The organism is Salinibacillus aidingensis (assembly GCF_055393355.1).
In genome coordinates this window covers 2,128,728-2,141,466 of sequence record NZ_AP043759.1, presented here as the reverse complement: position 1 = coordinate 2,141,466, position 12,739 = coordinate 2,128,728, and the positions used below count along the sequence as shown (strand labels likewise).

Here is a 12,739-nt window from a genome sequence, read left to right as displayed (position 1 = left end):
AGGAGCTGCCGCAGGATATATTCTTGCGGTTTTCCTATTAGAATAAATTATAACGAAGGGTGAGAGGCCAGTGGTCCAATCAGTTTATATTCACATCCCTTTTTGTCATGAGATTTGTCATTATTGTGATTTCACAAAAATTTACTATAATGAATCTCTGGCCAGCCAATATCTGGATGCCCTGCAAAAAGAGATTGAACTTTATATAGGGGAAAACAAACGAAAAGTCAAAACCATTTATATTGGAGGAGGGACCCCGACAAGTCTATCCAATGCTCAATTTGAAAGGCTCCTGCAAATCGTTAACAAATACTTTGATGTGAGCAGCAGTGAATTTACGCTTGAAGCAAACCCGGGTGAATTCTCCCTGGAAAAAGCAAAAATGCTTTCACATTATGGTGTGAATCGCATTTCCCTGGGTGTTCAAGTATTAGATGATGATTTCTTGAAAATGCTAAACCGAAATCATCAGGTAAAAGACGTTGATCAGACCGTACATGCGCTGCAATCGAATGGTTTGACAAATATTAGCATGGACTTTATTTATGCTTTGCCAAATCAGACCCGGGAGCATTTCGATCGTACTTTACAAGCGGCATTGGACTATCAATTGCCGCATTACTCGGCGTATGCTCTCCAAATTGAACCGAAGACGATTTTTTATATTCGATACAAAAAAGGGAAATTAAGCAAACCGCCTGAAGAGGTTGAAGCAGATATGTATGAAAGTCTAGTGAACAAAATGGAACGTCACGGTCTCTTCCACTATGAGATCAGTAACTTCGGGAAACCCGGCTATGAAAGCCAGCACAACCTCGTATACTGGGATAATGCATACTACTTTGGTTTTGGAGCCGGCGCCCATGGCTATATCGAAGGGAAACGGCTGGTTAATCTTCGTCCAGTTAACCATTACATTGATTCTTTAATGGAAAATAAAAAACCTGTTTTACATGAAGAGGTCATAACGAAAAAAGAACAAATTGAAGAGGAAATGTTTCTGGGATTACGAAAAGCCAGTGGTGTATCCAAAGCAGACTTCTATAAAAAATATGGAACAAGGATGAACAACCTTTATCACAAAGAAATGACGGAGCTAAAGGAGAAGGGCTGGTTAATAGAAGAAGAGGGTGCTGTAAAACTTACACCTCAGGGCAGGCTTTTCGGAAATGATGTCTTCGCAGCCTTTCTGCTTGATGATGACGTCATCTTCAGTTAACTTTATCACGCATTAACATCACTTTATGATGTTTCCTGCTATCAGCTTTATTATTGACAATCCTATATCCGTTTGATAAGTTATTATTAGAATTAGCACTCAATAAGAAAGAGTGCTAACAGAGGTGATCATCTTGCTTACAGAACGTCAATTGCTTATCTTACAAGTGATAATTGATGACTTTATCCAGAGTGCTCAGCCGATAGGTTCAAGAGCCATCGCCAAAAGAGATGATGTAAAGTATAGTTCCGCAACCATTCGAAATGAAATGGCTGATTTGGAGGATCTTGGATTTTTGGAGAAAACCCATTCCTCATCCGGCCGGGTACCTTCTGAACGAGGGTATCGGTTTTATGTTGATCACTTAATGTCACCATTCTCGTTATCAAATAAGGACATCAGACGAATTCATACGATGTTTGGCGAACAGCTGATGGAATTTGAACGAGTGGTAAATAAGTCTGCCCAAATTCTTTCTGATCTGACCAACTATACGTCGATTATTTTAGGACCGGAAGTATTTGAGACAGAACTCAAACAACTGCAAATTCTGCCATTAAATAAACATTCAGCTGTTGCGATTCTGGTTACCAATACTGGACATGTAGAACATCGCTCCTTTACAATTCCGGTTGAACTGGATCCATCTGAGATTGAAAAAACGGTTCGTATTTTAAATGAGAAGCTACAGGGTGTACCTATTTATAAATTAAACCAGAAGATTGAGAGTGAAGTGGTGACATTACTGAGGAAGCATACGAACAATTTTAAGAATACCTATGACTATATTCAGGCTGCACTATTCAGTGAGCAGCCCGCCAAGCTTTATGTGAGCGGCCGGACAAATATTATGAATCAGCCGGAGTTTAAAGATATCGATAAGGTGCGGGATTTATTTTCAGCGATTGATGAAGAAGGAGAAATTGCTCCTTTGCTCAGGTCCCACAATCAGGGAGTCAATGTTGTCATTGGCCATGAGAATGAACTGGAGGCTATGAAGGATTGCAGTTTAATTACTGCTTCGTATACATTAGGTGATGAGCACATGGGAACCATTGCTTTATTAGGTCCGACCCGTATGGACTATTCCAAAGTGGTGTCACTGTTAAATGTTCTTTCTGGACAAATGAGTAAAACCTTCAGAGCATGGTATCAAAACTCTTAGAATAGGCAATAGATAATAGATGGGGATGGCAGTTTTGCCCCATCCATCTTTTTGGTTTAACTAACTTGGTATATTACTTAGTATATTTTTATAATCAAGACTTACATCTCTATATGCTTTGTTCTTTAAATCTTTAATGTTTCATGATATATTCTAAAACGGTTATTTTGTTTGAGGGAAAGAGAGGTGACAGTAATGAGCGAGGAAAACAAAGAAGAAGCAGTGGAAAACATGGATGAACAGGAAGAACTCAGAACTGAAGATGACACTCAGGAGAACACTGCAGAAGAAGTGACAGTTGAAGATGCAGAAGTGGAAATACAGCAGGATGATACACAAGATAACAATTCTCAGGCACATGAGGAAGAGCTTGAAGCTGTAAAGAAAGAGAAAGATGAGATGCAAAATAAACTATTAAGAGTACAAGCTGATTTTGATAACTTTAAGCGTCGTGCAAAAAAAGATCGGGAAAATGACCTTAAGTATAAATCTCAGGAAGTGGTTACAGAACTTCTGCCAATATTAGATAACTTTGAGCGTGCCCTGCAGGTGGATGTTGATGGGGAATCAATGGAAAACTTCGTTGATGGCATGAATATGATCTATCGCCAGCTCGTTTCAACTATGGAAAAGGCTGGAGTTGAAGAAATAGAGGCAGAAGGAAAAACCTTTGATCCGAATATACACCAGGCTGTTATGCAGGACTCAAATGAGGAAAAAGAATCGAACACCGTTACGGAAGTTTTGCAAAAAGGTTATATGTTAAAGGACCGTGTCATTCGTCCGGCAATGGTGAAAGTAAACCAGTAACCTGTCTACATAAATAGAATTAAAGGAGGAAGAAGGATTATGAGTAAGATTATTGGAATCGACTTAGGTACAACAAACTCTTGTGTTGCTGTTATGGAAGGCGACGAATCAAAAGTAATTCCAAACCCTGAAGGAAACCGTACAACACCATCTGTTGTAGCGTTTAAAAATGGTGAACGTCAAGTAGGAGAAGTGGCTAAGCGTCAGGCCATCACCAATGAAAATACGATTATTTCTATTAAACGTCATATGGGAACAGACTATAAGGTAGAAATTGAAGGTAAAGAATATACGCCTCAGGAGATTTCTGCGATTATCCTTCAGCATCTAAAGTCCTATGCTGAAGATTACTTAGGTGAAACGGTAGAAAAAGCGGTTATTACTGTACCTGCCTATTTCAACGATGCAGAGCGTCAGGCAACTAAAGATGCAGGTAAAATTGCCGGTCTGGAAGTAGAGCGAATTATTAACGAACCTACTGCTGCCGCTTTAGCTTACGGAATCGATCAGGATAAAGACCAGACTGTATTAGTATATGACCTTGGTGGAGGTACTTTTGACGTATCTATTCTGGATATTGGTGACGGTACCTTTGAAGTTGTTTCCACTGCAGGTGATAACCGTCTTGGTGGTGACGATTTTGACCAGGTGATTATTGATCACATGGTTTCTGAATTTAAGAAAGAAAATGGTATTGACCTTTCCAAAGATAAAATGGCTCAGCAGCGCCTGAAAGATGCCGCGGAAAAAGCGAAGAAAGAGTTATCTGGTGTAAGTCAGACCCAAATTTCCCTGCCATTTATTACAGCAGGAGATGCAGGCCCATTACACCTGGAAATGAATTTAACCCGTGCTAAGTTTGAAGAGCTATCCAATGACTTAGTCGAACGTACCATGGGACCTACTCGCCGTGCGCTTCAGGATGCAGACTTAAGTTCAAGTGATATTGATGAAGTTATTCTTGTAGGTGGATCTACCCGTATTCCAGCTGTTCAGGAAGTTCTACGTAAGGAAATCGGAAAAGATCCTTCTAAAGGCGTAAACCCGGACGAAGTAGTAGCTCTTGGTGCAGCTATTCAAGGTGGAGTGCTGCAAGGTGACGTTAATGATGTTGTACTATTAGACGTAACCCCACTATCTCTTGGTATCGAGACGATGGGTGGCGTAACAACCAAACTGATTGAACGGAATACAACCATCCCAACAAGTGAATCTCAAGTATTCTCAACTGCCGCTGACAATCAGACTGCTGTTGATATTCACGTACTGCAGGGCGAAAGAGAAATGGCACAAGACAATAAAACTCTTGGCCGTTTCCAATTAACCGATATTCCACCAGCACCACGTGGTGTACCACAAATTGAAGTAACCTTTGACATTGATGCGAACGGTATTGTAAATGTTCGTGCGAAGGATAAGGGTACAAATAAAGAACAGTCTATTACCATTAAATCTTCTTCCGGTCTTTCCGATGATGAAGTAGAGCGTATGGTTAAAGAAGCGGAAGAAAATGCCGAGGAAGATAAAAAGCGTCGTGAAGAAATTGATCTTCGTAATGAAGCTGATCAGCTCGTCTTTACAACAGATAAAACCATCAAGGATTTAGGTGAACAAGTAACAGACGAAGAAAAGCAAAAGGCTGAAGATGCAAAAGAAGCATTGAAGAAAGCACTTGAAGGCGAAGATATGGAAGAGATTAAAGCGAAGAAGGAAGCATTGGAAGAACAGGTTCAAGCTCTTTCTGTAAAACTTTACGAGCAGGCTCAACAGCAAGCTGATCAGGCTCAGGGAGCAGAGCAGGGTGCTGCAGAAGGTTCAAACGATGATGTAGTAGATGCAGACTATGAAGAAGTAAACGACGATAATCAAAATAAGTAAGCTGAAAATGATAAAGCTTCCATTTAACTGATCTATTTATTGAAAAAGTCAAAGTCAGGGGATATCTTGGCTTTGGCTTTTTTACACGTTAAGTTCAGTAACTGTAAATCGCTGTTAGATTGCACATCATTAACCAGTAATGTTATGATAAACTTTATGTGAGAAGAGTCGGGAGAGTGATTGGCAAGTGAGTAAACGAGACTATTATGAAGTACTTGGAGTATCCCAGGATGCTTCAAAAGACGAAATTAAGAAAGCATACCGGAAGCTTGCAAGAAAATACCACCCGGATGTAAGTAAAGAAGAAGATGCAGCGGACAAATTTAAAGAAGTAAAAGAAGCATATGAAGTATTAAGTAACGAGCAGAAACGGGCTCAGTATGACCAATTCGGTCATGCAGGTGCCAATGGTGGTGCCGGTCAGGGTGGATTCGGTGGCTTTGGTGCCGAAGACTTTGGCGGATTTGGTGATATTTTTGATATGTTCTTCGGCGGTGGCAGACGTCGTGATCCAAATGCACCAAGACAGGGTGCAGATCTTCAGTACACCATGGATTTAACATTTGAAGAAGCTATATTTGGAAAAGAAACTGATATCCAAATACCAAAAGAGGAAAACTGTGATACGTGTAACGGAACAGGAGCAAAGGCTGGAAGTCATCCGGAAACATGTTCTCACTGTGGCGGTTCAGGCCAACTAAATCAGGAGCAGAATACTCCGTTTGGTCGCGTGGTTAACCGTCGTGTTTGTCATTATTGTCAGGGAACTGGAAAAATTATTAAAGACAAATGTAATACTTGCGGTGGATCTGGTAAAGTGAAAACCCACAAAAAGATTCACATTTCCATTCCAGCTGGTATCGATAATGGTCAGCAAATTCGTGTAGCGGGTCACGGAGAACCTGGTGTGAATGGTGGACCTGCGGGTGATCTGTTTGTCGTAGCAAGAGTACAGCCTCATGAGTTCTTTGAGCGTGATGGCGATGATATTCGCTGTGAGCTTCCTCTGACATTTACACAAGCAGCCTTAGGCGACGAGCTTGAGGTACCAACTGTCCATGGGAAAGTGAAATTAAAGGTTCCAGCTGGTACGCAAACAGGCACCTTTTTCAGGCTGAGAGGCAAAGGAGCACCGAATGTCCATGGACGTGGTCAAGGTGATCAGCATATTAAAGTTCGCGTGATCACACCGAAAAACCTTAGTGACCGTCAGAAAGAATTGCTTCGTGAATTTAATGAAATCAGCGGCAATGAAGCAACTGATGAGCAGCAGGACAATATTTTTCAACGTATGAAACGGGCTTTCAAAGGTGAGGCATAATACCGGTGGAAAAGGGTATAGTTAGTAAAATTAAAATAAAGTGAGTTGATTACCTGTGAAATGGTCTGAAATCTGCATCCATACGACAAATGAGGCAATCGAGCCCATCTCGAATATTTTACATGAGATCGGGGCTAGTGGTGTGGTCATTGAAGATGCGTATGATTTAGTGAAGGATCATGACTCGATGTATGGTGAAGTGTTTGAACTTGACCCGGAAGATTATCCGGAAGAGGGTGTTTACGTAAAAGCCTATTTGCCTGTCAACAGTTTCCTGGGTGAGACCGTGGATCAAATTAAACAGGCCATTAATAATTTGATTCAGTTTGACATTGACATTGGTGCAAATAAAGTAACCATCAGTGAAATTCATGAAGAGGAATGGGCAACCGCCTGGAAAAAATACTACAAGCCTGTAAAAATTTCAGAAAAAGTAACGATTATTCCTACCTGGGAGGACTATGAGCCGGTGGAAAGTGATGAAATTATTATTGAACTTGACCCGGGAATGGCTTTTGGTACCGGAACTCACCCAACAACGGTCCTCAGCCTGCAGGCGCTTGAACAATACGTTCAAAAGGATGACACGGTTCTGGACGTGGGTTCCGGCTCCGGTGTTCTAAGTATTTCATCGGTACTCTTCGGTGCTGAACAGGTTTACGCCTATGATTTAGACGATATAGCAGTAAAAAGCACAACCATTAATGCCAAGCTGAATAAAGTACATGAACAAATCGAAGCGAAGCAGAACGATCTGCTAAAAGGTGTAGATGTGCAGGCAGATGTTATTGTTTCCAATATTTTAGCTGAAATCATTGTTCAATTTACCGAGGAAGCCTTTAATCTTCTGAAGCCAGGTGGTGTCTTTATCACATCAGGTATTATACAAGGCAAAAAAGAAGAGGTTAGAAACAATTTAGAGTCGATTGGTTTTGAAATTATTGAAACCAATCAAATGGAGGATTGGATTTCATTTGTAGCAAAAAAACCTTCTGAATGAAAGTAGGTACGGTACTGTGCAGCGATATTTTGTTCCAGAGTCTGGATGGACAGACAGCAAAGTCGTTTTAAGAGATGATGATGCACACCATATATCCAATGTCATGCGGATGACAGCAGAAGACCAGATTATATGTAATCATCCAAAGGGAAGAGCAGCTTTATGTCAAATTGAAGACGTTTCACCAGAAGAGGTTTCTGCACGAATTTTGGACTGGCTGAATGAGCATAAAGAGATGCCTGTTAAAGTTACGATCGCCCAGGCTCTGCCTAAAGGGGATAAACTCGATTTAATTGTTCAAAAAGGAACAGAGTTGGGGGCACATGCTTTTATCCCTTTTAAAGGTGATCGTTCCATTGTAAAATGGGATCAGAAGAAAGCTGATAAAAAAATCAGACGCCTGGAAAAAATAGCAAAGGAAGCGGGTGAGCAATCACACCGGACTTCTATTCCATCGATTCACCATATGAAAAGTTTTAAAGAACTTTTGCTGGCTGCGGATCAATTTGATCACCTGATTGTTGCCAGTGAAGTAGAAGCAAAAAAGGAATCACCGACTCTTTTGGGGAATATTATCAGTACCATTCAACCTGATGAGCATGTTCTCATCGTGGTAGGCCCTGAAGGAGGATTCTCACAGCAGGAATTGGAACAGCTTATGAAAGAGAATTTTTATTTTACACGCTTTGGACCGAGAATTTTAAGAACGGAAACAGCTCCATTGTATTTTCTTTCTGTAATGTCGTACCAATTTGAGGAATTGAGGTGATGGTCGTGCCAACTGTAGCTTTTCATACGCTGGGCTGTAAAGTAAATCATTATGAAACGGAAGGTATTTGGAATTTTTTCAAGGAACACGGCTACGAACGAGTGGATTTTGATCGAAAATCAGATGTATATGTCATTAATACGTGTACAGTGACGAATACAGGTGATAAAAAGAGTCGTCAAACGATTCGTCGTGCAGTTCGTAAAAATCCGGATGCTGTAGTATGTGTCACCGGCTGCTATGCACAAACATCTCCCGGTGAAATTATGGAAATACCGGGTGTGGACGTTATTGTAGGTACACAGGATCGCAAAAAAATGATTGAATACATAGAGGAATATAAGAAAACCCGTCAGCCGATTAATGGCGTACAAAAAATTATGAAAACCCGAGAATTTGAAGAGATGGATGTACCCGCATTTACGGACCGGACACGAGCATCTCTTAAAATTCAGGAGGGCTGCAATAATTTCTGTACGTTCTGTATTATTCCGTGGGCCCGTGGTCTGCTCCGTTCCCGTAATCCGGAAGATGTTTTAACACAGGCGCAGCAGCTGGTGGATGCAGGCTATAAAGAGATTGTGTTAACGGGTATTCATACAGCAGGCTATGGTGAGGATATGAAGGATTATAACTTCGCCCAGCTCTTACGTGATCTGGAAAGCAAGGTGGATGGACTGAAACGAATCCGGATTTCTTCCATTGAAGCAAGTCAGATTACCGATGAAGTGATTGATGTGTTGGATAAATCCAGGAAAATTGTCCGTCACCTGCATATTCCATTACAAGCAGGTTCAGATACAGTCTTAAAGAGAATGCGCAGAAAATATACAACCGATTTTTATAAGCAGAGAATTGACAAAATCAAAAAAGCTCTTCCGGGGCTTGCGATTACTTCTGACGTCATTGTAGGATTCCCGGGGGAAACAGAAGAAGAATTTATGGATACCTATAACTTTGTTAAAGAAATCGGTTATTCAGAGTTGCACGTATTTCCATATTCAAAGCGTACAGGTACACCTGCAGCGCGTATGAAGGATCAGGTAGATGATGAAACAAAGCATGACCGTGTTCATCGCTTAATTGAGCTTTCCAATCAATTAGCTAAAGAATACGCATCCAAATATGAAGGGGAAGTACTGGAGGTTATTCCGGAAGAACACTCCAAAGAAGATCCCGACAGCAATATCTATGTTGGATATACAGATAATTATCTGAAAGTAAAAGTGGAAGCAACAGAGGACATGATTGGAAAACTTGTCAGAGTGAAGATTACCAAATCAGGCTATCCATATAATGAAGGACAGTTTGTCAGGGTAATGGATGATGCACCAGTTGATGATGAGGTTTCTTTATCTTCTTAAAAATTGTGGAGGTTAACTTTATAGTTAACCTCTTTTTTGTGATTTAGAAAGAACTACTCACTTAGCCGTCGTCTATTAAAGATGAACCAGGATCCCCCTAATAAAATCAACAAACTTCCTGAAATATAGTAAATCGCTGTTAATGAGTATAATTCAAGTATTAAATAGGAAACAAATGGTCCTAAAGCGGCACCTACATCAACCACAACGGTGTGGGCTGTAATCATTTTTACCCGATCAGTTCGTGCAGCGGCACTTGTAGCCAAGGTATCTGTTGTTGTAACAAACATCGTGGATATGAGTTGAAAAACCAATAGACCAACAATTAGTATAATGATAGATTCGATATTTCCCAAAAAGATGAGCAGTATTCCACCACCAAATAAGGGAATAAACAAAATGCTGACCATAGACTTGGCTGAATCCAGTATTTTTCCAACTAATGGAGCTATAAACGGATCCCATCCCCAGCGTATAGCTTGAATCATACCTGCAAGCGTAGCTGCCCCAAGGGTGATTTGTAAGATCGTCCATTCATCTGTATAAACTCGCTCAATAAGAGGACTTAATGTGGAAGCGAACAGTCCGAATACGATAAAACCCATGCTCATTCCTGTTAGTAAGACCATTCCAATATAAGGCGTAAACCAATTTGCTCTTTCGTAATCTTTTTCTTTTTCTTCCTCGTTTTTTGTGTGTTTTATCCCTGGTACTAAAAATGAAATCGCTGGTAACACCAATAATCCAACAAGAGCAAACAATGATGTAACAAAAACAACTGATGTTTGATCAACAAGGAGTCCGCCTGCGAGCATACCTACTAAGCCACCAAGGCCCCACAATCCATTATACAAACCAACATAATTTCCTCTATTTTGATGATTGGCCACATCAATGACGGTCAGATATCCACCTAAGCGAAGAAGGGACCAGGCCACTCCCCACAGAGCACGCATGATGACCAGTAGCCAAAATTGATGTAATAGTCCGTAAGACATAGTAGTAAGTACAGCTAATATTACAGCGAAGAACATACCTGTCCTGATCTGATAATGTTGATAAAATAGGCCAACTAAAGGGTTGATAGGTAACCGGATAAATCGGTTAATAGATAAAAGAATTCCGATTTGCCAGAGAGCGGTTAAGCCAAACTCTTCCCAGTAGATAGGGAGAACAACAAATAACATGGAGTCGCCCATTACTCCAATGGCTGTTATTAATGCAATACCGACAACTCTACTCTTTTGGGAAACCATCATTTGTCGCTCATGAAGTTCATTTGCTGTTTCTTATGGACTTTTACGGGTAATTGTACAAAATTCATAACATCATCCTCCTATGTGTTATTCTACGTTTTTAAAAGAGGAAAAAAAGTGTATAATTATTTTAATTCTATTTCACCTTTTTTTAAATGGAGGATTTTACGTTTATGAATTTGTTGGAACATTATGAAGTTTTAACTTACCATTTAAAAGAAATGAATAAAGATATCCCCATTACCATGAATACTCTGGCTAATGTATTATCATGCACACTTCGCAATGCTAAAGTTATTGTTCGAAACCTTGAAGGGGCGGGGTGGATTATGTGGAAACCAGGCCAGGGGAGAGGGCATTATTCTAAAATTCGATTATTAGCGAATCTGGATGATTTAGTTATGAATAAAGCGAAAGAGATTGCTTTAAAGTCAATTGATGAATCCATAACTTACATACGTAAGTTTAGTTACTACCCAAAAATACAACAAGAATTTATAGATTGGATTTTTTACTCCTTTTTAGATGAGAGTAACGATTATAAAGAGGGTGAAATCGACCGATTGCAGTTCCCCTCTTATCGAACGTTACCAGTACTGGATCCGGCTTTAATAAACCGTCGTACGGAAAACCATTTTATGAGGCATATTTTTAATCAACTAGTAACCTATGATGAGGAAAAGAATCAACATCTTCCTCAGTTGGCACACCATTGGCGGCATGATCATAACTATACTACGTGGATTTTTTATTTAAGAAAAAATGTTTATTTTCACCACGGTAAAGAAATGACAGCTGATGATGTTTGTTACAGTATTGAAAGACATCGAAATAATTTTTCAGGCTATCAATGGATGACCGATTTTATACATAATGTACTTCCTCTTAACAGGTATACAGTAAAATTTGAACTCGAATCCTCTGTTCCATATTTCCTGCATTTAGTAGCTTCCTTAGGAGGAAGTGTTGTTCCAAATGAAAAAATAAGGAACTTTAAACGTATTCCTATTGGTACAGGCCCATTCCAAGTAAGAGAAAATAATAAAGAAAAGCTTATATTGCAAGCATTCAAAAATTATTATGATATTCGACCGTTATTAGATGAAGTATCAATCTATTTTTTTCCATGGCTTTATGAAAATAAAGATACGAGCCCTTTTACAAATGAGAATGAATTGAACTTTTATCATTATCCATATAAACAAAAGAAGTTAGAGTATTTCGAACAATATAAAGTCATTGATCGGGGTAGCAAACAGTTGATTTTAAATATGAATCGGGGAATACTTGCTTATGATCCACTACTTCGAAAAGCAATCTTTCATTCTCTCTTACCTGAAAAGTTGATTCGTGATTTAAAGGGAAATCGATTTATTCCAGCTTCCCGAATGGTATCCCAATTTGAAGACGAAAGGTCTATAGACCGTGACTTTTCGATTGCAAAGATTTGCCTTAAAAGAAGCAGTTACAATGGAGAGCAATTAAATCTCTTCACTTATAATGGTGCCGGGAATGAAAGTGATGTAAAATGGATTCAAAAAGAACTGCAGCAATTAGGGATTAAAGTATCCCTTCACTTTTTACCTTATGAAGAATTACACAAGCAGCATTTAGTTGAACATGCAGATATGTTATTAGAAGAACAGCTTACTGATGAAAGCCTGCTCTATACTTATCTATCAACTTTCAAAGGGAATCAAAGTTTATTAAGGAAACACCTGCCTGATTGCTTTCTAAAAGAAATAGATTTATTGCTGCAATCAAGGAGAGAATATGATCTTTTAAACTCTTTAAAGGATTTAGAAGATCGAGTTCACAAACAAAACGGACTGAATCAATTATATCGCTTACAACAATTTGCTATATATCCCAGGAATCTAAAAGGCATACACATAAATGCGTTAGGATGGGTTGATTATACAAATCTTTGGTACCTAAATTCCTAGATTCCACATCC

At 39.5% G+C, this 12,739-nt stretch carries 10 protein-coding genes; 9 read left to right on the top strand and 1 reads right to left on the bottom strand.

Going from position 1 to position 12,739, the window contains the following annotated elements; translation table 11 throughout:
• Nucleotides 1-70 precede the first annotated feature (70 nt).
• The 8 genes from hemW to mtaB all read left to right on the top strand — a co-directional run bounded on the left by hemW (nt 71) and on the right by mtaB (nt 9,526).
• Nucleotides 71-1,219, top strand: coding sequence for a radical SAM family heme chaperone HemW (hemW, locus tag ACZ5OK_RS11560; protein WP_343837133.1), 1,149 nt, complete (start codon nt 71-73; stop codon nt 1,217-1,219).
• Nucleotides 1,220-1,352: 133 nt separating this feature from the next.
• Nucleotides 1,353-2,384 carry a heat-inducible transcriptional repressor HrcA gene (gene hrcA / locus ACZ5OK_RS11555; protein ID WP_343837131.1) on the top strand — a complete coding sequence of 344 codons (1,032 nt, stop codon included), beginning with the start codon at nt 1,353-1,355 and terminating at the stop codon, nt 2,382-2,384.
• A 195-nt stretch (nt 2,385-2,579) separates the two neighbouring features.
• Nucleotides 2,580-3,194 (top strand): nucleotide exchange factor GrpE, encoded by a 615-nt coding sequence (grpE, locus tag ACZ5OK_RS11550; RefSeq protein WP_343837128.1) that lies wholly within the window; start codon nt 2,580-2,582, stop codon nt 3,192-3,194.
• A gap of 39 nt (nt 3,195-3,233) precedes the next feature.
• Nucleotides 3,234-5,072, top strand: a complete 1,839-nt coding sequence (dnaK, locus tag ACZ5OK_RS11545; RefSeq protein WP_343837125.1) for a molecular chaperone DnaK — start codon at nt 3,234-3,236, stop codon at nt 5,070-5,072.
• 187 nt (nt 5,073-5,259) lie between these two features.
• Entirely contained in the window at nt 5,260-6,393 is a 1,134-nt protein-coding gene (gene dnaJ, locus ACZ5OK_RS11540) for a molecular chaperone DnaJ (RefSeq protein WP_343837123.1), read from the top strand.
• A gap of 55 nt (nt 6,394-6,448) precedes the next feature.
• Nucleotides 6,449-7,393 (top strand): 50S ribosomal protein L11 methyltransferase, encoded by a 945-nt coding sequence (prmA, locus tag ACZ5OK_RS11535; RefSeq protein WP_343837121.1) that lies wholly within the window; start codon nt 6,449-6,451, stop codon nt 7,391-7,393.
• Between the two features lie 16 nt (nt 7,394-7,409).
• Nucleotides 7,410-8,162, top strand: a complete 753-nt coding sequence (locus ACZ5OK_RS11530) for a 16S rRNA (uracil(1498)-N(3))-methyltransferase (RefSeq protein ID WP_343837119.1) — start codon at nt 7,410-7,412, stop codon at nt 8,160-8,162.
• Nucleotides 8,163-8,167: 5 nt separating this feature from the next.
• Nucleotides 8,168-9,526, top strand: coding sequence for a tRNA (N(6)-L-threonylcarbamoyladenosine(37)-C(2))-methylthiotransferase MtaB (mtaB, locus tag ACZ5OK_RS11525; protein ID WP_343837748.1), 1,359 nt, complete (start codon nt 8,168-8,170; stop codon nt 9,524-9,526).
• 53 nt (nt 9,527-9,579) lie between these two features.
• On the opposite strand, the gene ACZ5OK_RS11520 is transcribed toward mtaB, so the two are convergent.
• Nucleotides 9,580-10,785 (bottom strand): MFS transporter, encoded by a 1,206-nt coding sequence (locus ACZ5OK_RS11520; RefSeq protein ID WP_464758186.1) that lies wholly within the window; start codon nt 10,783-10,785, stop codon nt 9,580-9,582.
• A gap of 170 nt (nt 10,786-10,955) precedes the next feature.
• Here ACZ5OK_RS11520 and ACZ5OK_RS11515 point away from each other — a divergent pair, with 170 nt between their 5' ends.
• Nucleotides 10,956-12,728 carry an ABC transporter substrate-binding protein gene (locus tag ACZ5OK_RS11515; protein ID WP_343837115.1) on the top strand — a complete coding sequence of 591 codons (1,773 nt, stop codon included), beginning with the start codon at nt 10,956-10,958 and terminating at the stop codon, nt 12,726-12,728.
• Nucleotides 12,729-12,739 lie beyond the last annotated feature (11 nt).